Here is a 24,480-nt window from a genome sequence, read left to right as displayed (position 1 = left end):
AAAAATTTTATATTTAGTGCCTTCAAAATGACCTAAAATCTCAACTTTGTTCATTTAGAAAAGAGATAACTGACGTTTGTTACTTTCTAGTGTTGCAGGAGCAGCTATTTTAAGAATTTCTCCTCGCCTTTTTTCAATAAGGTGAAGATAGTATTGACGTGAGTAATTCTCATTACTGCTAATATTGGTTATGCCACTAATTCCGTAATAATAAGTTACTACATCTCCAGGTTTCCCTAGTTTGAGGATTTCTTTTTCGCCCTCTTTAATTTTGCGTGTGATTGCAAGTTTTTCTTTTGGATATTCCCTTGATAAAATCTGGGATTTGATGTGTGCATAATAATCCTCTGCTGCTGATACATTTTGAATTAGCAGGGTTAAATACTCAATAGAAAACTCTTTCTCCAATTGAGAGCGATCGCGGTTGCGCCAGTTACCTTTAGTGATAATTTTCCCGTCTGGAAGCCATAAAAGGTAATTTTTGGTTCCCCGTTCGGGGATAAACATAGCGTCAGCGATAAACTCTAGCTTGACAGTTATCCCTTTAGGCAATTGAGATTGAAGTAAACTACGTACCTCTTCTGGGTTGGGATGTGTGAAAAACACTCCATCAGTGTCAACTTCCACAGGAGTACCGCCGTGCCGAGTGATAATTTCAATCATTAGCTTGAGTACTTTTCGACTGTAGGCTGTAACTAATGCAGCAGCCTCCATATCATTGAAGGCGAGTTCAGCGGTGCCGAAGAATCCAAACTCGGAGTTAGCTAAAACCTTGACGGATTCTCTTTTTTCCTTAGCAGCAATATCTCCAGCAGATGCAAGTTGTTCCAACCTAAATTTTTCATTCACCAAATATTGCAGAATACTTAGCCCAATACGTTCTGTATCTTTAATTGAGCAAATACCCTTGTCTAGCATTGCCCAAGGGTGCATTGAGCTAATATCTGCATATCCAACCCTTCTATACAGTCCAGGAATAGAGTAAGCCATCCCTCCCTGAAATTTGTATTTGCGATCGGGTTTTGGTTTATAGCCTGGATAATGATGCTCAAATATTCGCTCCCATTTAGTACCATTACCAGCAAGTGTTAGCTGCTGGAGGTTCATTTCCGGTACAATTAGTGCTTCGTAATAGTATGAGGGTACAAGTCTATTCGCAATTAGCCGGGTGTCTTCGAGGTCGTACACAAGATACTCTTTTAGGCGTTTCCATCCCTTACTATTAGGGCCATCTTTCCAACAACTGAGGATTTCCTCATAGGGAAGAACTAGCCTAGTGTTCTGGCGCAGTCCCATGTCCAATACAGCCTTTTTGAGCGATCTGCCGTTAGTTAGCTTTTTGGCTATGAAATCCCACCTCAGAACGCAGATATAAATGTCTACGTGTTGGCTATTTCGGATGAATACCTCCTGAATTTTTAGTGGCTCGCCCCTTACTTGGGCGGTACGAATAGTTCGAGATTTGGATGCAACTTTAAATGGGTGTTTTATACCGTGCAAGTTGCATCGAGTAATAATAAATGGAATATCAAATGCCATCCCGTTATATGTGAAAATGACATCTGGATTTCTTTTACTGAGATGGTTGATAAATTTGGTCAGTATTTTAGCTTCTGAGATATCCATGAAAATAGTAGAATATCCCCTTGAATCCATACAACCAATAGCATAAATACGGCTTTCAAACGGGTTGATTCCTGCTGTTTCGATATCAACAAATATTTGTAAAAGTTCCTGATATGGCTTCAGTTGTATTTTGGGCTGCCAAGGTTTTATTGGAGAGGGGTCTTTCCAATAAATGTTTAGTTTGTCTTCATCGACAACGATTATCCCTCTAGATTTTTTTACAAAATCTCTGTGGTTATAATTCATTAATTAGAAATTTTCCTAATTCATGTTGATATTAATTTTTAACTATCAACTTAACTGCGTATGCTGCTGTGGTAGTAAATGTTAATTTATTTGGTTATTTAATTAAATAAAGAAAGAAATATAGGGTTATAACTACGGTTATAACCCTCCTTAAAGTTAAGCTTGCTGTAATTGTTTTTGTTGCAGCTTTTGGACAGCTTCTACCCAAGCAGGTGCCTTTTTACCATTAATAGGTGTCAGCTTTTGCCAGTGTTCTTGTAACTGCGCTTGTGTTAAGTGGGGTAACTGTTCCTTGCCCCAGTTAATCGCATCTTGGGCAGTTTTCCAATCTTTCCAGGGTTGTGATTGGTGACTACCCTTGTTGGTTGGAACTATCTCGATAAGTGTAGCTTCCAACCAAAGGTGCGCGTCTTCATCCCGCATGAGACTTTGGCGTGCCATTAAGATTGCGATCGCATTTCGGATCTGGTCAATATTCCACAACTGCGAGATATTTACTAATTCCTCCCAGGTGTCTTCTTCTAGCTGTGTAAGATGTCTGCCATTAGGATTAGTTTTGCACACAAGTAAGTCTTTGAGGAAACTGACAAGACTTGTATGAATGGCAGTTGGCTGTTTACCAGATTCAATCCAATCTTGAAGGATGCCTAAATTGCCCGTAATTTCTCCTTTGATGATATTTTCACAGACGGTGAGTAGATCGTATTCGGGAATAGTGCCTGATAGTTCCCAAACCCAGTTAGAGGTAATTTCCTCCTCACCTAGTAAGGTTAACTGGTCTAATAGTTTGAGTGAGTCGCGCAGATGTCCCTTGTTTGCTTTAGCTACGGCGGTAACTGCTGATGGCGCAATGTTGATACTTTCTTGGTGAGATATTTGTTCTAGGTAGCTTGCAACTAGCGAGACAGGAACTCTCTTAAAGTCAAACTTTTGGCAACGGGAGACAATGGTTTCTGGAACTTTGTGTAACTCGGTTGTGCAGAAGATAAATACTACATGACGGGGAGGGCTTTCAATGGTTTTGAGGAGTGCTTGCCACGATTGGCTACTTAGGGCATGACATTCATCAATAATGAATATTTTGAATCTGCTTTCCACTGGTGCAAATTGGGTAGTGGATATAAGCTCTCGGATCAGTTCTACCCCACTATTGCTTGCTGCATCCAGTTCGGTTACATCAACAGAAGAAGATGCTGTAATTCCCTTGCATGAATTGCATTCTCCACAGGGCTTAGTTGTCGGCTCATTGCTTGATTGACAGTTAAGAGATTTAGCGATGATGCGGGCGGTACTGGTTTTACCCGTACCTTTGGGGCCGCTAAATAGGTAAGCAGGTGCAATCTTTTGGAGAGCGTTCGCGGAGCGACTCCCTCCTGGGAGTATCGCATTTATAAGAGTGCGAACGATATGTTCTTGCCCAATAACCTCACTAAGAGTCTGGGGACGATATTTAAGATGTAGTGGTTGGTACATAGTTTTAATGACTAAAAGTGTTTTATTTACTCCCTACCAACCGCACTGATAAGGAGTTTAATTTTTTAAGCAGTCGCCACTTCTTTTTTCGTTCGTGACGAGCGTGAGGTTGACTTACCTTTAGTAGTATCTTTCGCTACTAAAGATGGTGATTCTATTTGAGAATTTTCACTATCATCTGTTGCCTGTGCTAGATCTGTTACTTCTTCAGTGTTAGGCTCAGGTTGAGTGCTGGCTTCTGCCTTTGTACTTTGGTTATTTACCTTTTCAAACCCCTGCTTAATTTCTACAGGCATTACTAAATACAACTGATTGAGCAGTCCTCCCATTGGGCAGATAATGACTGGTTGCGTAGGTTTGTTACACCGCACCACGATTTCATCAGTACTAATGTGCTTTAATCCTTCGATAAGGTAGTCGATATTTAATCCAATACTGATGTTTTCTGAATGATTAGTTGCTGGTTTCATCAGTACCGAGTCAACTGCATCCCCGATATCAGTAGCTTCGGTGTATAGTGTTGCCTGTGTAGCTTCCAATTCCCAGAGAATTTTGACAACCTTTTGCTTGCGTTCAGCTAGATAACTTACTCGCTTCAGTGCGCTCTCAAATCCCTTGCGTTCTAATGTAAATTCATACTCAAATGTTCTGGGAATCAAGCTATTGATTTTGGGATATTCTCCCTCTAAAAGTCTGGAAATGACCTTTGTATTAGGAAGACTAAACTCAATAGTTTTATTTGATAGAAGAATATTGCACACGCTTGTATCGGCACTTTGAGAGAGAATTTTGTTTAACTCGCTAAGTGACTTACCTGGAACAGTAAAGTCAATTGGGTCAGAATATTCGCTATCAAGTGTTCCTGTGACTAGTGCTAATTTGTGACCATTTGTACTAGCAGCTTGCCACTTATTGGTATCAATTTTGAAGTTGACACCAGTTAAAACTAACTTTGTTTCGTCACCATTGGTGCAATAGAGTGTCCCTTCAAGTGCGGCTTGGAGTTTCTTGGCACTTAAATTTACTTCTATTGGATTTTCTCCCTTGGGAAGAGTTGGAAACTCGTCAGGTTTTCCGCCAATCAGACGGCATTTACCGCTATTGTGAGTAATTATGCAGGCTTGGTTTTCTACCTCTAAGGTAATTTCTCCTCTGACATTGTTAATAGTGTCAGTTAATAGTTTGGCTGGTAGTGCTACCTGACCTGACGTTTCTACATTAGCGGTCGTTGTAGTATGAATTGTGAGGTTAAGGTTTGTTCCTGTTGCTGATACTATCCCATCTTCATTTGCTATCAGTAAGATATTTCCTAAAATTGGGTCAGTGGGCTTAGGACTAATTGCGAGATAAGCGGTTTCTAGAATTTCTGCGAGTTTAGATTGTTCAATGTTTAGTTTCATTTGTTATTTTGCTTTTAGTAGATGATGTTTTAATGGGCGCTATTTCTAGCACCCTTTTTGATTACATGAGATAGTTTTTTAGTAAGGCAATTCTTCCATTTCAGTACTGTATGCTGTATAAGTCTGACCTGCTGTACTAGGAGGAAGTGCTGCTACTGGCATATCAGCTGCACCTACCAGGCGATTATGTTCTGCTACAACGGTTGATGTTTTACCAATACGGTGAGAGAATTCGGGATTTGCCTGCATTGTTGTTTGGATATCGATTTCTTTGCCTTCTGAGAAGAATTCGAGAAAATCACTTCCATCAGGATTTGGTGACTTGTAGGAAGTGACAACTGCTACCCAAGATTTATCTCTTTGGTTGACTGCTTCTTTAGGTTCAAGAGATGGCGTAAAAGTGGGTTGAAATACACCGAGGCGATGAAACTCTGCACGTTTTTCAGCGACAGTTGTATCAGTAAATCGGGCGAATGCAACCTCTAGTTCGCGTTGGAACTGTTTATAAGCCTCGCCAAATTTTGATGACGCAACGCCTTTAATTGATAAGACAATTGGTACTGAGTGCAGGTTATGATTATTTTCATCAACAAGTTGCAACAAATAAAACCGTCTCAATACTGCGGCATCTTTGCCAAGTGCTTGGTACATTTCGTACCCATCAGGTGATTCGTACACTCCTACAATTTTGCCATCATCGCGTTGCTCAATATATCTGGGAGAAACATCAAGAATGTGCATCCTGGGCGATTGCAGCAATACTCCCATTTCTGGCGTGCCACTAGAGAAAGTGTGCTTGTGTGTAGGTTCTTGTCCTTGCCAGTTAATAGCTGCTAAGTATTTATCTTTGATAAACAATCCGACTTTTTCTGCTTCCATGTGATTGATTACTTGGCAGATGCAGATATTACTAATCGGCGCATTGTACTCAGGATTTGCAAATTTAGAAATAGCTAATTTACGCTTTTGTATGTTTGTATTATTCTGAACTGTTTGTTCAGAGGATTCAGACTGGGATACTGTGCTTTCTTCAGTAGCAGAATTAGTAGGCTTTGTTTGACTTTTTGGCATAATTTTAATTAATGGAAATCAATATTTAATGCGTAAAGCAAAAAGTCGTTGTAAAAAATCAAAGTCGTCTGTTATTAAGACGACTTAAAAGATTGATTGATACTTAGTTATTTAGATAGACTTTTCATCACACTCTCCCCTTAAGCCTGTAAAGCTGTCAATGCAATTATCTTCCTGAATAATTTCAGTTTTAGTATTTATAAGTATCTGGTATATTTGCTGAACACTGATGATAATTTGTCTAAGAACAGATGTGTTTTCAGTTGTGAAAGTCAGTGACACAGATGCCATGCTTGAATTATGAATTGCGACTGTTTGTTCTTCAGGAGATCCATAACTGGTTATTTGACTGTCTTTACCAGGAATAAATCTATAAGAAGCAATAGTTTCAATTGCCATATTTATCTCCTTGTTCGTTGGGGTTTGATTTCAAGCATTTTATTACTAAGTTTGGTGATATTACTGACCTTCCAACCAGCAAGCTTGCACTTATTAAGTGCTACTTCTAACTCTTGCTGTGTAAGGATTTTGTATCTCATATATTGTCCCCATATAGGGAAAATATACGTGACATATTTAGTTTTATCAATTTGGCAGTATGCCATGCGCTTGTAGTACACTATGGTTTAATGAGTTTAATGATTCTGGTAGCTACGTTCGTAGAGTTATTTGAACTCAAAAAGGCATCTTTATCTACTATTTCTACATAGCTATTATTGGCTTGTAGCCAGCCTTTGAAGGTTTTGTACTTACGATTGAAGAAAACTGATTCAGGTATAACTGAAACTAATACACCACCCGTTACGAGTAACTTCCAAGCCTGGTAGATATGTTGGACAAGTTCACAAAATGGAGGATTCATGATACAGGCATTGTATAAATGACTGGGGTTAAACTCCAGAAAGTTTTTCCCTACAAGATTAAATCCTTTGAGTTCTAGAATTTGTCGTAAATCGTAATTAATCTCAACCACCTCTAGTTGAACATTAGGGTAGGTATTAGTGATATACTCAGCAATATTTCCACTACCAGCACTAGGCTCTAAAATTTGCCAATTTGGTTTAATATCTGCCAGTTGAACAAGCCGTTGACAGACTAGTTTAGGAGTAGGGAAGAAATCTCCATCTTTCATGCCAATAATTTCTAACTCAAGCTTATTGAGTAGTTGCTTGGTAGTATCAATTGCTTCAGGTTTTACTAACCGTTGAATTTCTGTTATTGCGGATATGATTTCGCTTGGTGTATGTAATCCGGCGCGACTTAAAGACTTTACCCAGTCTTGGTAATATTCGCCTGCCAATTTTTCGTGGACTTTCTGAATTGTTTCTCCCATTTGGGAAATTCTAAATAGGGCTTCTACTTGCGATTTGTGAGATATACCGCGTAGTATTGGTGGGATATTTCCTACTTCCCACATTTGTGCGATCGCAAATAACCAAGACTGGATGATTTCAAGTTCAATTCCTTCTTGGATTACCCCTTGAGCTATAGTTTTACGACGCTTTGTTACCCTTTGATTTCCAATAGCAGGATTTTTCTTTTGGTCGATTGTTGGCTGCATGGAAGCAGCTAAATTACGGAGGAATTCTGCTTTTTCTAAGTTAGGAATATTGAAAATATCTGCTATGGGTGAATTATCATCGTTGTAGGGTAGATTGAGTAGAGATAGTTGCATTACTTGATTCCTTTAAATCTTTGACGGCGCATTCAAGAATTAGGGAGGTTGGTACATTCCAAGCTTTTACCTCCCATTCAGTAGCTAATCGTTCTGAGTGACGGACAACTGCACTACTACATTTGTTTTTTCTGACAAGCCAATCTCTAAACTTTTCTGCTTGTTTTTTGCTATCGAACCCGAAGTAGCTGGTTTTTCTATTTCCCAAGGGATCAGTAATAGTCGCTATCCGACGCGAGAGAATATTGAGCGTCCAACCACTGTTAGGAGTGAGTTCGATTTTCGTGATATTTAATTCTGTTGGATTCATATTTCAACTTCAGGAATTGCTGCTAAATATTCCATAGTTGATATTTCTTTGGCTAGCCATTTATCATGTGCTTCTTGAGGGGTCATTTTGTGGACTAAAAGTTTTTTCTCTTTATCATCTTCTACAAAAGGAGCTAGTGTTTCTTCTATCCGGGCTTTGAAATTTAAATGTTTAGCTTCAGAATAAGTAAACTGGTAAATACTATCAGTGTTAACGAACAAGTAAACCAGGCTAATTTGCTCCAATGGTATTCCAGTTTGTTCGTATAGGAGAAATAACCTCAGTTGAGTTTGCCATTTGCTCTCAAGAATTTCAAATTTAGGAGGTTTTTGTATTGTCCAGTCAAAACTAACTACTTGATTTTCACCGTAGATAATCAGGTCGCACTCGCTGTAGAGAAGGATATCGTGGTATAAATATTGAAGTTGGGCGTTCCATTGTTTGTTGCCAGGAATATTTAGAAAAGGTTTTACCTTATCGACCCAGTTATTAATTTGGGGGTATGCCTTCAATAAAGCTTCCACTGGTAGCCCTAACCCAATTTGTTGCATAATGAGGTGAAACTGACCGCCAGCAACTTCAGATTCACTTTTGACAGTTAGATTACGATAATTTATCGTTGATAAGTATTCTGGATTTTGTTCAACTAGTTCAAGTGTTTTGTGATTAAAACGATTCATAAAAATATATCCCAACTTTAGTTTTTGGGATATATTTGCGTAAGCTATTTGTGGTAATTTGTTTGCGGAATATAGTATTTTTCGAGTTGGTCGATGCTTGTATATAAACTTCGAGTTGACATTGCTTTGAGGTCAAAATAACTGGCGAACTTTTTCAACCCCCCAGTGATGGTTAATTCAAGTAAATACTGGGCTGCGATCGCACTCGTCATTTTATTGACGAATAGTGATTGATAATTCCGTGCTTGAATTTCTGCACATGAAAGGTTATTGTCGCTAAGTTCTTCTGGCTGAGGAACTAGCAGTTCTGGGTGAACCAGCACAGGGGAGGGAAGATGCAACCAGAATTGAGGTTTGTCTGGGTTATTGGAAGCTTGGACTATATCAAAATTAGAGTGCGTTCCAATTACTACTTGTCCAGAATAGTTGCTGTTTCCACAATCGAGCCAAAATAGTGATGCTGGCTCATTTGCACTGTTTATTTTGAGAACAGAGTGAATTTTGCTTCTAGCTGTGCTGTTATCTACACAGCCGATGATTACCGTTAGGGTATTCCACCAACTGGCGGTGCGAATCATGTCTTCTTCAAACCAGTCGCAAACGGCTGTAATCTCTATTCCATACTTGGCACTGCATCTTGCAGCCAGTGTTTCTGCCTTTGGTAGCCCAATTTCAGCCTGTTGATAATTTTGGCGGCTGATATTCTTGAGTTCGACAGTATCGCCATCGACGATCGCAAAGTTAATTTCTTTCCTAGTGCGCTGGAGTTGCAGAATAATTCGACATAAATCTTCTGCAAGAAACCCGCCTGTTCCTCCTACTCCTACTAAGACGAAGTTGATACGAGTATGATTGCGAGGTAAGACGGGTAAAGCTTGTTTGTAAGTAGTTAATTCGAGCATTTTACCTGTGGCGGCAGTTCAAATATTTGATTGGGGTTGATGTCGAAAAAGTGATTGTATATCCCGATGCGGGTATAAATTGTGGGAATGGTATTCAGCGTGCCAACGATTGCGAACACTCGAAATTTGCCTTTTTCTTCTTGATTGTCTGCACTTGAAGGATAAGCAGCTAGAGTTCCATGACTGTGCATTTCCACAAAGCTATCTGTATAGCTTTTATTAAGTGCGCTTTCTAAAGATAAGACATGAGTTGAGGACGCAGTTTGCAGTGGTGTGTGACACCACCATTGATTGTTTGTCACTCCCAAGTAGAATAGGATTTCCTGTTGGGCGTTGATACTAGCAGCATTGATAATCTCGGCGATCGCTTGGCAAGGAACTTTTGGGACTTTTAGACGAAAGTAGGGTTCAAGGGGTTGGAGTCCAGCAACTTGAGTTTGAGTTAGTTGCAAGCAAACCTCTAACTCGCGGCGGTGCGATCGCAAGAAAAGCCCATTTGCTGCCAGCCAGTATTCCTGGAGTTTTTGACTGTAGGGAGGAAAGTTATTACTTGTAGCGAGGTGATAACCGATAAAAGGATTCATGCTTAACTGAACAAATGATTGATAATGTCTTCTGGGGTTGTGACTTTCCAGCTATGAACCGGAACAAGGTCACTTGAAGGGTAGGATTTAGCTTTAGATTCGTGTAATTTGATTAGCTGATTGCAGATATTATCGGGATGAGTTTTTGACTTGCCTTGAGACAAATCCTTGTTAAAAGGTGATTTCCAGAACAGATCCCAAACTTGGCTTATGGTTGCAGCACTGCACATACTGAGAGAATTTCCCCTAAAGCAAATACTAGAATCTTCCCAAACGTTAGGTAGAGGGGGCTTGTACAGTTGTGTGTCTGGTTTAAATACCCTCCCTTTAATTGCCCACAGGTAATATCTACTACTGCATCCAGCAAATAGGAATGCAGGCATAGGGACAGTAATTAAGTAACTAAACAAAATTAATTACATAGTTTTTACCAAATTCTCGGAGAATCTTTTCCAGAGATGCTACAAAAGTCTGCCAATTTTTGTAAGCATCAATTTCAATCCATTGATACTTAATAAACCGCCACAAAATTTCAATCAAATTTAACTCAGGTGAATAGGAGGGTAATTGAAAGATGGTAATACCGCGTTCTGACCATTCTTCAAGTTTATCAAGAATAATACCACTGGTATGAATAGAGGATTGATCAACAACAATCACAGTCGGTTTATCTACCTTAGGAAAGAAAGTATCAATGCAAGCAATAATTACATCCGAATTAATACTTTGAGATGAAACATAAGTTTCAAGGTGATTATTGCGATTCATGATTCCTAAAACATTTAAGCGCAAACTACGGCGACTAGGAATAGTTAAATACTCTCCAATATCTTGCCATCCATAAGGAACAGAAGGAATGAGACAAAATCCGGTTTCATCCAAGTAATATAAATTAAGTTTTCCTTCATTTTCTAATCGTTTAAACTCAGTTAATTGTGCTGACTTTTCCTTGTATTCTATAGGGTCTGGACTTCCTACAACATCTCGTCGCATTCTATGCCAACTCATATAAGAATTTTTCAATATTCTTTTAACGGTTTCACTGCTAACTTCAATATCCCATTCTGATTTAATTTTTTGTAGCGTCTTTTTTAATTGTCTTGGTTCTTGTTTCGCCCACTCTCTAATTTCTGCTTCTTGTTCTGGCTTAAATATTCGTTTCCTCCCTCTTCCTGGTTTATTATACAGTCCTACCATTCCCTCTAATTCCCAACGATTTATCCAGTTATATATTGTCTTATAACTAACATTAAATATTTTTATTAATTCTTCTAATTCTATTCCTTGTCCAGCTAAAATTAAGAAATGCGCTCTTTGGCGTACCTGATGATATCGACTTTGGCGATATATGCGCTCCAGTAGTTTCAAAGAGAGCAGATTAATTTCTCTCAAAAAAATCATTCTAAACCTAATTATTATCTAAGTAAATCCTAAATTATATTGTATATTGATTTGTGTAATTAATTTTGTTCGATTACTTACTTCAGGTTCCTGTCCCATAATTTGAATTTGATATTTTTGGGGAGAGTAAAACTGAATAATGGCCTCTCCCTCTGGATTTTTACCCCACCAAATTGTGTTGCTAGAAAGCCATCCAGACGCGGCAGTTTTACTTGTGAAGGCTTTCTCTACTGCTTCAGGAGACAAGAATTTGTATTTAGACTCTTTGCCTTCGCGTTCGACTAAAATAAACTGTCCTTTGAGGATAATTAACTGCCCTAGTAAATCATCTTGAGGAATATTGGCAAGTAGGATTTGGGAGACATTTTCTAAGTTAATTATTGGTAATATATTTGTATCTACATTCATGCTTTTGATGCTTGGTTCCAAATTTTCACTGCTGCTTTTCGAGCAGAAATAGATGTTTCTAACAAATGGCTAACCTCATTTGATTTCTCCATCATCGAGACAGCTTCTTGCCATTTTTGAGCGAGAAATACGATATTATCATAAGTCCATTCCAGCCAATCGCTTGTTTCACACGTAATATCTAGCCAAATATTTTGAGTTGAGTAATCTATAATTCGTATGGCTATATCTAAATATTGCAGGGGACTTTTGTAACGACGACACAGCTTTATGAATTTCTCGAAATAAATTTCTTCTGCTGGAGCAATGTAGTCAGGAGTAAAACCAAAATTTAGTTTCCATTGGCTGATATTGTACCCTTGCCCCATTAATGACAGTAGGAATTTCTCCGAGTATACCAATTCCTCGAAATCTTCATTCCACCACTCAAGTCTTTGTGGTGAAACTAGAATACTATCACGTTCGGGATTAAACTCGATTTCATCGATATATTCTACTGGAAATAGATTTTCATTCACTAGGTTAATAAATTCAATTTCTCTATCTAGATAAGCACTTGATGGATGTGATTGTTTATTAATAGGTATGGTTGATTCTAACCATTTTTCTGGAAATAATTTTTGATACAGACTTAAGATATTTACTCGTTCGGAAAGATTTTCTAGATAATTAATTGATGTTATACAAGTAATAGGTATTTTGAATGAGTGTATGTTGCCTAGCATAATGAATCAGCCGCTACGAGTTATAGCGGCTATAGATTTGTGATTACAGTACAGGATATTTACTCGTAATAGCAGGTTGCTGTTTAAGGCTTTGAGCAACTTTTTCGCTATAGGTTTCCCAAGATTGACCGAGCTTGATAGCTTTATCTATCTCAGGTTGTAAGGTAATTAAATTTTCGAGATTAATTTGACTGTTTATCTCTAGAAGCTTTATCTGCCATCCTAACTTTAGTGCAGGATTTATTTCTTCATAACTATTTTTCAATTCCCTAAATAGACTTCCTTTAGTACCTGCTTTTTTTACTAAACGAATTGAAACTGTATCATCAGTTGTTTGCCGTTCAATTTCGGCATTAGCATACTCTGGAAAGTAGACGCTAATGGCTGTTTTGAGGGTATTGTCATCCTGGGCGATCGCCTCATCAAGAGGAATTTCTTGCCCTTCGATAATAGCAATGTATTTCATGGTAATTAAAATAGTGATAGTTGGTTATTAGGCGCAGGTTTTTTATCTTTATCTTCAGGTAGGTTACGCTTTTGTACTTGTCTGGATTGTTCCTGTCGATTCTGCTCTGTAGTCTGCTTTTCCATCCTTTGTTTGCAGATATTTAACATTTCTGGGAGAGATTTTTCTAAATCCTGTAGCCAGTTATTTATGACAGGCTGAGATGTTATCTCAGTTAAGTTAATTATCTTAATAATCGGAGGTGCATCTTGAATTCCAATTGTGACAATTGCTTTTTCAGAATTTGGTGTTAACTGAATTGTAATTATGGCGGTTTTAGTAAAAGTTATCCCGCTAGATAAATCTTGACTTATAACTTCAGTGTTTGCTGATTCATCTAATGTTTCTTCTAAATTTAGATTATCCTGAATATCAGGATTAAAATCTTTACTGCTACAGTTATGTTCAAAGCCAGTTGCATTCTCGTCAGGTGATGTTTGATTGCTCATGATTAAGAGAGATTAGCTAATCTAAATAAGGTGCGGATGGTGATACCTGTCTTGTTAAAAGACTGCCATTTGTAGGCGCATTCGCCTGGTTTGTACTTAGGAGAAAGTTGGCTCCAGGTGTCCCATGCCTTAAATAAAATGGGACTAACACTCTTGAGTGCCATCCCGACTTGAATCCACGAATGGTAATCATCTGCAAACCGAGGGTGGATGACTTCGAGTAGCACAAGTGCGGTTTGAATATTGGTTTCTATTGAGGGAATTATATGAGCGTACCTGTCTACCCCATATCTGCGGTTATATTTTTCTTTGGGTAGGTTAAACTTTCTTGTTTTCTCCTGTTTGGCAAGCATTTGGGCAATTACCCAATCGGGAGCTATTTCTATTTGGCGTTCAGATGGACTACAGCCGGGAAGCCATTTATAATTTCTACCTTCTGGGTGAAAGGACGGGGGGAGGATTGAAGCTAGGTTTTTGCCTCGAAATTCTAGGTGTTCCTCCTTCCCAGTTTTGATTTTGCGAGATTTAACATCGCAAGCTTTTGATTTGGGAATGAGGTATAGGCGTTGGCTGCGATATTTCCTCCCAGAGGTAAATGCAATTGTGGGAGGGAGATATTTTTGAGCGCGATCGTGTAACGACTCCATAGGAGTTTCGCTGATGGGTGTTAGCTGGTTAAGTTCTTCTGGTTCAGAATGTTCGTTAATCTGAATGATTTGTCGCCAGGATGTTTCCCCATCGCAGTCAATAGCTACTAAGTACCCTTGAGGATGATTGAAACCGCATACCAAAGCTACACCAGTGGGGGTGATAAATCTGTTATTTGTCCAAACTTTTAGCCGACGGCGGATGAGTTCAGTTTGTAGTTCTTTGGGAGAGTAAGTATTTTTTTCCCATTCTTTCCCTAAAGGACGTTTACCAAAAGTAGGAACGATTCGCCATTCTTCGGGTAAGTTGTCAAGCGAAGATACCAAATGACGGATTTGGGCGTGCATGAATTCATGTGGCTAATTATTTCGATAATTCATGCACGAGTGCGTTAGTAACCGTAGTGGTTGGAAATTATGACTGTCATGCTAATTGATGGCCTGCTTCAACTAGCTTAACAAGTGTATTTTGGTCAAACGCTTTAATACCGGATACAAATTGTTGCCACTGCTGCCATTTCTCTTTTGAATAGGTGTGGTTAGGGTCAAAGTTGCAAACTTGACAGAATTTATGAAAATCAGCATTCCAGTGAAACGTACAAATACCTGTTATGAAATAGTTGATTTGTTGCTCGTCCATAATTAATATTTTAGATGGCGATTATGTTTTAAGCTAACCTTTTGTTAAGTGCATTTTCGACTTGATAAGTCCCAAGAGTACAGTTTGCATTGTAAGGAAATGTAGGAAATTCAAGATAGTTATTCATAGTTTTTGTTACCTTGCACAGTACCATTATCCCCTCTCTACCCTTCTTTTTTTGATTGTGATAGTAGCTAATAACCTCAAACTCATTATTGCCAGCCTCAAATCTACTTCCTCTATATTGAGAGATAGCTTTGTTCCAATCTGGTTGCCAGAGCATGAGTGTATCTATTGCCATTGCTCTCACAGTTGGGTTATCTAATTTCATTAATATAGCTGGTAAGTAATGACATTGTTTGGCAATTATTTCTCGTGCGTAATTTATCAGCCAATACTCTGCTTCTCTTAAAAGAGCTTTTGATTCAAGGTTTTGGCACACTTCGGCGTAAACCTTAGACATTAAATATGCCCTTTGTTCAAAAACCATCCCATTAGTTCGCAGTTTTAAGTCTGATGGATAATTAATTATCAAATCGACTAGTTCATCACTGATTTTGGGAAGAGGATATTTATTATATTGTTGGGTTTCAGGATGAGATATTTTCACCTGACACCCTAGATTTACAGCATGATTTATAATAAAATCAATATTGTTCGACTCGACAAAATCTCCTATTTGAAAATTTGTTTCTGCAAGTAAAAATGATGGTGCGTGAATAATTTGAAATTTTTTAGGGTTTGGATTTGAATCAGCTAATAGTTCGACGTACATCGTTTATTGTTTATTCTCAAAACTTTCATCAATCTTGTGCGTAAGCGATGTATGTGGTTCAATTACTAAAAAAATAATCCTACCCAAGCTGGATAGGATTATCTTAACTATTGATTAATAGTTCTTGTCTCTGTGGGATTGATTATTTCCTTTAGTAGAGATAACCCAACTGATTTAAACAGTGCTTCGTTATCATCAGGACAGCGTTGAATTGTTGTACAAGAAGAGCAGCCGTATTTACAAGGACAATTATCGACTAGAAACTTTGCCTTAATAAAGGCAGTCTCTAAATACTTGATAAGGGTATCGCACATACCTGTACCATGTTCACAGGTATCGAAGAAATAGCCAACTATCTTAGTATTAGAAGGCACTTCTACTAACATGAAATCTATATCTCGACTGTTTGCTCCATGTTCGACAAGTGGTAAACTGAGTATAAGGTGATGAGCGAGAGTATGAACGCAAATTTGGGTTCCATTGCTTTCAAATAGTTGTTTCTCCTCATTGGTAATATATTTCTGTTTATTAAGTATTTCTTTTCTGTGATTTTTGACCACAACTGAAAAATATTTTCGTGCGTCAGCGTTAATTTCAACCCTAACGCAGAATGTATTGTAGTTAAGAGCAAGTGATTCCTCGTACTTATTTTCCTCCAATAGTTCGACAAATTCTCGTTCAATTAGTTGGGTTTTACAAGCAGGGCAAGTTTGTAAGTGTCCAGGTAAATTTAAATTGAAGTTGCGACATCTGTTATTAGTACAAGTCCATTTTTGTTCCAGCCTGTACAAGTTGTAGCCAGAAATTTCTTCTTTGATTTTGGCTGAAACAGGTGTAAATCTAGCAGCCCCTTGGGGAAGATTGATAATTTTGGCTTCCCCGACAATTTTAATTTCCTCGAAATTTAGGCTTCCTTCAGGACGACTAAATATATTGGTTGCTTCAATTGGCTTGAGAATGGCTTTCCCTTCGGTTAGATTTAGCTCTTGTGATTTATACTGTACGGGATTGCCATCAAAGTCTTGAGCAAGATATATAGCACCAGGGTAAACTTCTCTTAGTGCAGAAGATGCTGAACTTTCCTCAAACTCTTCTGCGCTATCTTGATTGATATAACTGATGTTTTGGTCAGTGTTGCCTCTAACTTTAATTTTTGAGTGGACATAACCGAGATTTCGATTAGTTGTCAGTCTTTGATTGTAGCTAAATATCAGTTGATTATCACCGATTAACTGTCGGGCGATCGCATTACCAGAACTACCAAAATGTCGGGCAATTTGAGCTTGTGTCGGTTTACTTTCTTTGCAACAAGCGAGAATATGCTGCTCCAAACTTGTTTCATAATTGTGGTTAAAGTTGATAATTTCTGGAGGATCAGATAAAAGGCGTTCTGGGTAATTGGCATAGTAAGAATCCATAATCGACCTTTTCGACGGAATAAACACCAATAGTCCTGCTTCCTGCCTCCCCGCACGTCCTGCCCTTTGGCGAAAGGCAAGAATTGAGCCAGGGTAACTATGTACGATAGTCGCATCAATAGACCCGATATCTAGACCCGCCTCTAAAGCACTTGTAGATATAATGAACTTGACCTTCCCGCTTTGTATATCTGCAATAATTTTGTTACGCTGATTTGCCTTCATGCTCCCATAAAATGCTGAGATAGTTTCTCCCAGGTGGGGCAGTTGCATCTCGATTAAAGCTTTACGTATGGCATTACTTAAAACCTTAACCAGTTCCCTACTATCGCAGAAACAAATCCCGACTATGCCTTTACTTACGAGCATAGCTGCGACTTGGGCAGTTTGGTAAAATGTATTGTTCCGTGGTTTGAGGCTAATAAAAGTAATCTCCGAGCGTTTTGCCCCACTTTGGTCAATAATAGCGAGATTACTTTGTTCTTCTCGATTAGATATCTTCTGGGCAATTTCGCTGCTGTTACTAATTGTTGCAGAAGCAAAGATGTACTGTAATTTTGAAATATCATTGCCGACAGATTCTATCATGAGTTGAGTTCGCCGATTAAGTAGTGCAAAATGCGAACCAAATATGCCTTGATAAAAGTGCATTTCGTCACAGACAATGATTGAAAGTTTCCTAATTGTTTCTCTAAATCCCCAGTTTGAATCGAATTGGTAGTTGTTTAGCTCGTGGTTCCATACATCAGGAGTCACGCATAAAATTGAGGGTTGATTGCTGTAAAGTTGTTTGCGCTCTTGGGGAGGAATATCACCATTAATATTGAGAATTTGGGGGCGAATATTTTCATCTAAGTGGCTAACAAAGGAACGTATTTTCTCTACCTGGTCAAATGCCAGTGCTTTCAAGTTAAAGAATACTAAAGCTGATTTACCCTTTAGACATTCATGAATGATTGGAATGAGAAAAGAAATACTTTTACCACTGCTGGTAGGAGTTTGGAGAATTATATCTTCTCCTTTTTTGTAAGCTTGCCATGCTTCTACTTGATGAGAATATAATTGACTGATTCCTGACTTACTTAAAGCCAGTTTAACTAGAGGATGAATATCATCTGGAATGGGATAAAGTTTAGCTTCTTGAGCAGGAATTACTTCACAGCTTTGTAATTTTCCAGAGCCATCAAGTATAGCAGCTATCTCTTGGTAGAGAATACTTTTACCTGTTGGTGCTTGGTTTAGAGGTAATAAGTTACCGCTATTTACCTCATGCTCCCAGTCAAAAATAATTTGGTTTAAACTACCCTTTTTAAAGTAAAGGTTTTTCTCAATGATGGCGGCGATATGGATAACACCATGTTCTTTGGAATAAACCTGCTTGTTTGCTTCTAACCATTCAGGCTGGTTCATAAAAAGTTACCTACTTGCTGTTTTAGCAGGTAGGCGTTAGTCCAAAGTAGTGGTTTTGGTTATTGCTATACTATTGATGCTCTGATTTATATTGTCAAAACGCAAACGCTTTTGGCGTTAATGAAATTTGTGCTTTAGTATTATAACTATCTACAAGCTGTTCTAAGCGTTCAACAATACTGCTTTTAAGGAGGGAATAGTTAGCTTGATTAGTGACAATGTGCGATAGCTCAGTTGCCCATTGCTCGTAATTTGAACTACCAATAATACCAATAGAAGACTGGATATAGTTAACAAGAATGCTGTCATTGAAACCAAAGCCGCTTTCACCCCAAATGCAAGCAGATTGCAGCAAATACTCGTAGTCTGCGAATACTTGAAACAAGGGGTTCCATCTAGGAGCATTGCTTCGGTAGTGGACGAAACCATTGCTGTCAAATATCTCTTGTTGCCATAAAAGTTGCTGTAAGGAGCAGCAATTGCTAGGCGAAACAAACGGCTTTCCTTGACGAACAACATTACCATTGCGGATGACATCGCGGCGGCGCTGCTGTCTTGCTATGTTATATCGAATATTGGAATGTTGTTTAAAGTACTGCCGCATTGAGGCAGCAAATTCAGGAGCTATACTGTTGTCATCGTCCAGGTATGAAACAATGTCACCACCAGCTGCATCTAGTCCCAAGTTACGGGCGTAGCACAAGCCAAAGCCACTGTAAGGGTCAGGGTGTTCCATTTCAATGTAGATGATAGGGAAATCAGCTTTTGCCCTAATACTGGTGATAATATCTCTGGTGTCCGGATTAGCACCATCATTGATGACGATCCATTCAAAATTGCGGTCAGTTTGACTTTGAATGCTTGGCAGTGCAGTAGATGCAAGCTGCATAGGTCTATTGTATGTTGCAGTGATGATTGATAATTTCAAAGCTCCATACCTCTATCATTTGATTGCGTTGTTGTTGAATCGATCGCAGCTTGAATTTGTTGCCATCTTGTTACGTCCTCGTTTGTTATACCTCTAGCGGTTTCAATTTGATTACTTGCAAGAGATAGCCGAATTAACGTTAGCTTTTCATTGGTTCTGGCAACAATTAAACTTTGCGTGGTGCTATTGAAGCGAATCTGGTAGTTACTGCCTTCCAAGACAAATCGGTTTTCTCTCTCTGTGCGAATGGATTGAGGGTAAGCAGTTGCTTGTTGTGCGAAGAACACTCTAGCTATGGGGGCAATTATAGTAGCGCGTTGCATTTGTTCTTGCTGTAATTGCTGGTAGTTCCATTTCCTAAGTTCTACGCCCAAATCCATTTTTACCAAACGTTCTGCTAAAATTGCCATTTCTATCGGGCCAACGCCTCCAGGGACGGGCGTAATGTTTTGGGGTATGCTGTAAGCACTGCGATCTACATCCCCAGCAGCACCAGAAGCAGTAGGTGTAAAGCCACCATCGACAATCAAGCGATGAGACGGGAGTACATAAGGAGTCAAAATTCCTTGTCTTCCAGTGACAGATACCACAATGTCAGCTGCTTGAGTTCTACTCAAGTCATCGCCGTCTTCCAAACAGAAACAGCTGATTCTATTTGCTTCTAAATATTTGATGACACCATTGCCCACAAAACCACCTCCGCCGACAACAGCAACATTGGAATCCTTTTGTGCGTAGGACTCAACAATTCTGGCGATTCCTTCAGCAGTAGCACAACTTTCAAAGAAATTGTTACTTTGTCTACGGACGATATCTATATCTTTTTGTGGTTCTAATAGCCCAATTGAACTTGTAAACTTAGCTGGAATTGGGTATTGAACAATAGCAGCAGTCACCTTACTATTTTCATTAATGGATTGGATAATGTTGCCAAATTGCTCTACTGCAATATTGGGTGACAGCACAATATAATTGGGAGTAATGCCAATAGCGTTGAATGTTGCTACTTTTTGTTCTGCTGAGATTCTGGCTGCTTCGTATCTAGCTCTTAGTCCGTTGCTGGCATTTTCTGAAGCCTCAAATCTGATGATTGCTACTTCTTTTTGAGATGCTTGAAAAATGGATTTGTATCTTTGACATTCTTGCTTTACGTGTTCTCGTATTAATTGTCCGTCTATGAGTGTCATTTAATATGGAGTTAAATTTGATCCAGAAAATTGTTTGCACCAGACAATTTTCTGAATTCCTAATTAGAATTCATTGGAACTAGGGCGTTTAGTGATTTCACCAACTTCTTTACCGTTGCAGGAAACCCAGTTGGTGACGTAGCGTTCAGTGTCATGGAAGCCACTAAATTCAATACTGTTACCAGAACACTTATCTTTGAACCATTGTTCTGCTTCTTGTTCTGTATTGAATGTTCTAGCAGTGACTTCTTCTATTGGAAGATTCCAGTTTGTATTGCCATATAAATCGCAAACATAATGTGTCATATCTGTTACTTTTTTAACAATATCTAAAAACCACTATGACAATTTTAAATCAACAACAGCAGGCTGAATTAATTATCCAACAAGCTTGCAAGGAAAATTTTACTGATAGCGAGAAAACTATTTACGATGACTTTATTCTGGAAGCGGGGGTAAAAAACCCAGCTAAGATGACTGAGGCTACTGCTGATGCTTTGATTAGATACCTTAATGGCTGCGAAGCATCTAACGAGTTTGTTGCTAATGTAGTAAATCGCCTCGCGCAAGTTGCCCCAGCTCATATCATGACCAAGATTCTTCTTAGTGATAATGATGGCGATGGTGTGCCTTTATACGAGGAATTAAAACTTGGAACAAAGGTTACGGAATTTGATACCTCTTTTGAAATAGCGGCTGCAAGACAAAGGCAATATCAATTTTCTCCAACTCGGAATTGCGATATGGAGTTGTAAGTATAACCTGAACATTATTAGGAATTTTATTAAAAATATAGATAATACATTTTGAAGTGCGAAATGTGGATATAAAACAACCTTCCTTAGAATAGAAGAATTAAAAACGGGAAATCCTCGAAATAAAGCTGACATCAGGCATGATAGTGTCGATAAAAAAAGCTTCAGCTAAACTCTGTACAATAAATATTAGATTAGTCCTTTCTGCATCTGCTTTACCATACCAATAAATGTCAGATCAAAGAGCACCAGAAATCGAATTGCTCCGTGCGGCGTACACAGCGTTCAACGCGCGAGACATTGACGCTGCCCTTGCCCTCATGACTCCGGACGTGGTTTGGCCGAGAGCGTTCAAAGGCGGTTTTGTCCGTGGGCCTGAAGAAGTTCGCGCTTACTGGACGGAGCAATGGAGCGAGATCGATCCGCACGTTGAGCCGCAAACCTTTTACTTGGAGGAGGGCGGGCGCATTTTGGTCGATGTGCATCAGGTCGTGCGTGACAAGGATGGAGCAGTTCTTGCCGATCAGCACGTAGGTCATCGATTCACCCTTGAACACGGCTTGATTCAAGCGATGGAAGTCTGTCCACTTCCATCGTCCACCCCAAAGAGTTAACTACGCGCAAAGAGCGAACAGGCATTTCTAGGGCGGCCTTTTTCTGTATATTGAGTATAAAAAATGCGCTACTGTTAATCGCAAGCGCATTCTCGATCGTGTACAGCGATCGCAAGACTCTTAGCCCCAATAATCAGGCGATTTTCCTGTAAGTTTAACTTTGGAAAATTACGCCAGTATCCTTATCTTCATCCCAAAACCACCAACCTTGGGATAGTTCAGAAATCCGGGATTAGTGCTAATTGTTGATGTGTGATTTCCCCACTACCGTAGCTGACGTTGCTAGTGCCATTCCAGGATTTAAGAATTGATTCTAAATTGTATCCATTGCCCATAATCCAACTGGCGTAGAAGCAGTCTTTGGATATTTCTTCCATGATGGCCAGTAGTTCGAGTGCGGCATCAGGATTGGGTGATTTCATGGCTTCAAGTGCAAGGCGGAGGTTTTCTTCTCTGTCTGCAATAAACTCTGAAAAAGCTGCTCTATTTGATGGTAAATTATCCTTTTCAAGTGTGATTAATTTTCCATTTACAATCTTGACTGGAGTTATATTTGAGTAGTCAGTTTTGTCATATTCACTTGCCTTTGCTTTTATAGCTAAAGGATGCCAATGGATGCGTTCAATTTTATTAGTTTGAGGATTTGTCCATGCCCAGAATAGTTTGTGAGATGCAGCACCCTTAACTGTCAGATAAGTTCTTTTATGTCGAATGGGATAGTCTACACCTTCCTCTTTTTTCGCTCGTAAAAAATCTTCTATAGACGGATATTCTTCATTAAGATATTTCATTATAGGCGATGTTGTCGCATCTGTATAATTCGAGATGGTACTATCACCATTTTTAAATGGTAACAAATTCCATTTTTTGTTTATTGGATTCTGTATCCAAAACTCAACTGATATTGTCTGTACAAACTGATCTAAAATCTGAACCACACAAGGATAGTAAAGTGTGAGTTGTTGGTTGCTGTTAGTCATTATTATTCCATCCATTCGATAGCGGATATGCTTTCCTTTTTGGCGGGAAGTATTTTAACTTCATAGCCATAAAGAATTAATTCGTGCAAAGTTGCTAGTAGTTGCTTGAGTGATATACTGTCCCATTGGCTGCACTCTAATATATGTTTCAATACCTGAGCGGGAGCATTAACCACCCAAAGACTATGAATTCTTTTGTTCCTAAATCCAGCACATAATTGAACAATTGGTTGTAACTCAACTGTTATTTTTGGTATATGAATAATTGCTGAACTTATAGGGATTACTGGTTTATGTTCTAAATTTTTAGATTGTGAAAAATAGGGGTCACTGTACCATTGTCCGTCGATTTGGTATGCAATCATTAGGTATGGCAATGCTTTAATCGCATTTATAGTTCCCCATCTAGCAGTTTGTCCTGCATGAAACCAGATATAAGAGCCGTTGTGTATTATCATGTGCAAGTTTTATAATTTTGACTTGAGGCTTTGCTTGTTCAGCTAATTGATAACTTTGTCTGTTGTAGAAAGTTTAGGTACTTTGTCTACCTAAATAATGATTTCGTATTTGTATGAATACTTGGTTTCAAATTGCAAATATTATTTATTGCAGTAAACTTTATACTCAGGTACAACACTTTAGATATTAGTGATTATTTCCTAAATTACTAATCATCAATGTCTACCTTGCTGATGTGTGTAACAATTGTGGTGATTAATCTACTCTCAATTTGATGTGCTTTTTAAAACTAAATGCTTGCTAGAAAATAAAAAGTGCGCCTTTTTAATTGATGGCGCACTTTTATTAAAAATAAATTGATAGTTAAACGTGGTGAAGGATAATATTTATTGCGTCTTGAGTGCTAATTTTATATTGTGTAGCAAGTTTATTCATGTTGGCTTCACCATTTGCATGATCTTTGATGATTGCTCGAACAATGTTTGGTGAAACATTAATCTCACTATTGGTAACGACTGGTTTGGGTAAAGTTTGAGAAATAAAGAATTCTTTTCTTCTTAATACATGTATTTGACGATAATGTTCTTTTCTGGGTATCCACAGACAATTTCCGGGGGCAAAGTCACTCTCTTGATCAATCCGAGATATAACTGTTCCTTCGGGTGCTAATCCCATATCTTTTAGAAATTGGGTAAAGTTATCACGCCAGGATGCATCTACTTCAATTCCGCACCCGCCATGATATTTGTACTGATGGTGGTTCTTGTTATAGCAGATGCGCTTGATGTGTAACCAGGAGTTATACTCGTGGCTTTTGCAGTGACCGTGGATAGTTTTATCAGTCTTGAGGCTGTCGCGTTGCAAACAGCCGCAACTTTGCGTAAGCCCTCTTTTTAAGCTATTTTTACTAACATATTTTTGGGTTCCGCATCTGCATAAGGTAAGGAGGAGTAGTTCACCCCTTTTCCCCTTAACTTCTACATCAGATATCACTGTTAGTCTCCCAAAATTTGCACCAACTGGGATAGATTCTTTTCTTTTCTTACAACCGCAGTTAGTTGAGCGACCATTGGTGAGAGTGTGACTATAGACAAGTTTTTGAATTCCACAATCACACTTACATAATACTTGCTTTCCTTGTTTTTCTAATACAGTCCAACTACCGAATTTTCCACTTATATTAATTACTCGCTTTGTAGTCTCCATAAATCA

General features: G+C 38.7%; 28 protein-coding genes. 2 read left to right on the top strand and 26 right to left on the bottom strand.

Going from position 1 to position 24,480, the window contains the following annotated elements:
- Positions 1-54: 54 nt before the first annotated feature.
- From ACEYW6_RS09175 to ACEYW6_RS09065, 23 genes are all read right to left on the bottom strand, one after another.
- A complete protein-coding gene (locus tag ACEYW6_RS09175; RefSeq protein WP_412979472.1) occupies positions 55-1,872 on the bottom strand; it encodes a 3'-5' exonuclease in 1,818 nt (605 codons plus the stop codon).
- 156 nt (positions 1,873-2,028) lie between these two features.
- A complete protein-coding gene (gene dnaX, locus ACEYW6_RS09170; RefSeq protein WP_412979471.1) occupies positions 2,029-3,345 on the bottom strand; it encodes a DNA polymerase III subunit gamma/tau in 1,317 nt (438 codons plus the stop codon).
- Between the two features lie 65 nt (positions 3,346-3,410).
- The gene (gene dnaN / locus ACEYW6_RS09165) at positions 3,411-4,745 is read right to left on the bottom strand and encodes a DNA polymerase III subunit beta (RefSeq protein WP_412979470.1); all 1,335 of its coding nucleotides are present in this window, start codon (positions 4,743-4,745) and stop codon (positions 3,411-3,413) included.
- 78 nt (positions 4,746-4,823) lie between these two features.
- Positions 4,824-5,816: a DUF5895 domain-containing protein gene (locus ACEYW6_RS09160; protein WP_412979469.1), complete on the bottom strand. Its 993-nt coding sequence runs from the start codon at positions 5,814-5,816 to the stop codon at positions 4,824-4,826.
- Positions 5,817-5,927: 111 nt separating this feature from the next.
- Positions 5,928-6,215 (bottom strand): hypothetical protein, encoded by a 288-nt coding sequence (locus ACEYW6_RS09155; RefSeq protein WP_412979468.1) that lies wholly within the window; start codon positions 6,213-6,215, stop codon positions 5,928-5,930.
- Positions 6,216-6,435: 220 nt separating this feature from the next.
- Positions 6,436-7,491: an SAM-dependent DNA methyltransferase gene (locus ACEYW6_RS09150; protein WP_412979467.1), complete on the bottom strand. Its 1,056-nt coding sequence runs from the start codon at positions 7,489-7,491 to the stop codon at positions 6,436-6,438.
- Complete coding sequence (locus tag ACEYW6_RS09145; protein WP_412979466.1) at positions 7,454-7,801, bottom strand: hypothetical protein; 348 nt, start codon at positions 7,799-7,801, stop codon at positions 7,454-7,456. The genes ACEYW6_RS09150 and ACEYW6_RS09145 overlap by 38 nt, the downstream gene beginning before the upstream one ends.
- Positions 7,798-8,481 (bottom strand): hypothetical protein, encoded by a 684-nt coding sequence (locus tag ACEYW6_RS09140; RefSeq protein ID WP_412979465.1) that lies wholly within the window; start codon positions 8,479-8,481, stop codon positions 7,798-7,800. Before ACEYW6_RS09140 ends, ACEYW6_RS09145 begins: the two co-directional genes overlap by 4 nt.
- A gap of 44 nt (positions 8,482-8,525) precedes the next feature.
- On the bottom strand, positions 8,526-9,383 hold the full coding sequence (locus tag ACEYW6_RS09135; protein WP_412979464.1) for a ThiF family adenylyltransferase: 858 nt from the start codon (positions 9,381-9,383) through the stop codon (positions 8,526-8,528).
- Positions 9,371-9,967, bottom strand: coding sequence for a Mov34/MPN/PAD-1 family protein (locus ACEYW6_RS09130; RefSeq protein ID WP_412979463.1), 597 nt, complete (start codon positions 9,965-9,967; stop codon positions 9,371-9,373). The genes ACEYW6_RS09135 and ACEYW6_RS09130 overlap by 13 nt, the downstream gene beginning before the upstream one ends.
- 2 nt (positions 9,968-9,969) lie before the next feature.
- Positions 9,970-10,350 carry a hypothetical protein gene (locus tag ACEYW6_RS09125; RefSeq protein WP_412979462.1) on the bottom strand — a complete coding sequence of 127 codons (381 nt, stop codon included), beginning with the start codon at positions 10,348-10,350 and terminating at the stop codon, positions 9,970-9,972.
- 19 nt (positions 10,351-10,369) lie between these two features.
- Complete coding sequence (locus ACEYW6_RS09120) at positions 10,370-11,368, bottom strand: IS630 family transposase (RefSeq protein ID WP_412979461.1); 999 nt, start codon at positions 11,366-11,368, stop codon at positions 10,370-10,372.
- 18 nt (positions 11,369-11,386) lie between these two features.
- Positions 11,387-11,776: a hypothetical protein gene (locus ACEYW6_RS09115; RefSeq protein WP_412979460.1), complete on the bottom strand. Its 390-nt coding sequence runs from the start codon at positions 11,774-11,776 to the stop codon at positions 11,387-11,389.
- Entirely contained in the window at positions 11,773-12,501 is a 729-nt protein-coding gene (locus ACEYW6_RS09110; RefSeq protein WP_412979459.1) for a hypothetical protein, read from the bottom strand. Before ACEYW6_RS09110 ends, ACEYW6_RS09115 begins: the two co-directional genes overlap by 4 nt.
- Positions 12,502-12,544: 43 nt before the next feature.
- Entirely contained in the window at positions 12,545-12,967 is a 423-nt protein-coding gene (locus ACEYW6_RS09105) for a hypothetical protein (RefSeq protein ID WP_412979458.1), read from the bottom strand.
- 5 nt (positions 12,968-12,972) lie between these two features.
- A complete protein-coding gene (locus ACEYW6_RS09100; protein WP_412979457.1) occupies positions 12,973-13,455 on the bottom strand; it encodes a hypothetical protein in 483 nt (160 codons plus the stop codon).
- A 2-nt stretch (positions 13,456-13,457) separates the two neighbouring features.
- On the bottom strand, positions 13,458-14,450 hold the full coding sequence (locus tag ACEYW6_RS09095; protein ID WP_412979456.1) for a bifunctional DNA primase/polymerase: 993 nt from the start codon (positions 14,448-14,450) through the stop codon (positions 13,458-13,460).
- Positions 14,451-14,526: 76 nt separating this feature from the next.
- On the bottom strand, positions 14,527-14,742 hold the full coding sequence (locus ACEYW6_RS09090; RefSeq protein WP_045873837.1) for a hypothetical protein: 216 nt from the start codon (positions 14,740-14,742) through the stop codon (positions 14,527-14,529).
- Between the two features lie 28 nt (positions 14,743-14,770).
- Positions 14,771-15,517: a hypothetical protein gene (locus tag ACEYW6_RS09085; RefSeq protein WP_412979455.1), complete on the bottom strand. Its 747-nt coding sequence runs from the start codon at positions 15,515-15,517 to the stop codon at positions 14,771-14,773.
- Between the two features lie 107 nt (positions 15,518-15,624).
- Positions 15,625-18,345, bottom strand: coding sequence for a DEAD/DEAH box helicase (locus ACEYW6_RS09080; RefSeq protein WP_412979454.1), 2,721 nt, complete (start codon positions 18,343-18,345; stop codon positions 15,625-15,627).
- A 94-nt stretch (positions 18,346-18,439) separates the two neighbouring features.
- Positions 18,440-19,273: a glycosyltransferase family 2 protein gene (locus ACEYW6_RS09075; protein ID WP_412979453.1), complete on the bottom strand. Its 834-nt coding sequence runs from the start codon at positions 19,271-19,273 to the stop codon at positions 18,440-18,442.
- Positions 19,270-20,460 (bottom strand): tetrahydrofolate dehydrogenase/cyclohydrolase catalytic domain-containing protein, encoded by a 1,191-nt coding sequence (locus ACEYW6_RS09070; RefSeq protein ID WP_412979452.1) that lies wholly within the window; start codon positions 20,458-20,460, stop codon positions 19,270-19,272. The genes ACEYW6_RS09075 and ACEYW6_RS09070 overlap by 4 nt, the downstream gene beginning before the upstream one ends.
- A gap of 63 nt (positions 20,461-20,523) precedes the next feature.
- Entirely contained in the window at positions 20,524-20,766 is a 243-nt protein-coding gene (locus ACEYW6_RS09065; RefSeq protein WP_096732793.1) for a hypothetical protein, read from the bottom strand.
- A gap of 35 nt (positions 20,767-20,801) precedes the next feature.
- Between ACEYW6_RS09065 and ACEYW6_RS09060 the strand changes: the two genes are divergently transcribed.
- Positions 20,802-21,215: a hypothetical protein gene (locus ACEYW6_RS09060; RefSeq protein WP_412979451.1), complete on the top strand. Its 414-nt coding sequence runs from the start codon at positions 20,802-20,804 to the stop codon at positions 21,213-21,215.
- A gap of 230 nt (positions 21,216-21,445) precedes the next feature.
- Complete coding sequence (locus ACEYW6_RS09055) at positions 21,446-21,829, top strand: nuclear transport factor 2 family protein (RefSeq protein WP_412979450.1); 384 nt, start codon at positions 21,446-21,448, stop codon at positions 21,827-21,829.
- Between the two features lie 218 nt (positions 21,830-22,047).
- On the opposite strand, the gene ACEYW6_RS09050 is transcribed toward ACEYW6_RS09055, so the two are convergent.
- The 3 genes from ACEYW6_RS09050 to ACEYW6_RS09040 form a co-directional block, all read right to left on the bottom strand.
- Complete coding sequence (locus tag ACEYW6_RS09050) at positions 22,048-22,809, bottom strand: hypothetical protein (RefSeq protein WP_412979449.1); 762 nt, start codon at positions 22,807-22,809, stop codon at positions 22,048-22,050.
- A 2-nt stretch (positions 22,810-22,811) separates the two neighbouring features.
- The gene (locus tag ACEYW6_RS09045; protein ID WP_412979448.1) at positions 22,812-23,267 is read right to left on the bottom strand and encodes a hypothetical protein; all 456 of its coding nucleotides are present in this window, start codon (positions 23,265-23,267) and stop codon (positions 22,812-22,814) included.
- Between the two features lie 364 nt (positions 23,268-23,631).
- Positions 23,632-24,474, bottom strand: a complete 843-nt coding sequence (locus ACEYW6_RS09040) for a hypothetical protein (RefSeq protein WP_412979447.1) — start codon at positions 24,472-24,474, stop codon at positions 23,632-23,634.
- Positions 24,475-24,480: the final 6 nt, after the last annotated feature.

The organism is Nostoc sp. UIC 10607, from assembly GCF_047228265.1.
In the GTDB taxonomy this organism is placed as follows: domain Bacteria; phylum Cyanobacteriota; class Cyanobacteriia; order Cyanobacteriales; family Nostocaceae; genus Nostoc; species Nostoc foliaceum_A.
The sequence above is the reverse complement of the archived record's forward strand: the minus strand, read 5'-3'. Positions and strand labels throughout refer to the sequence as shown.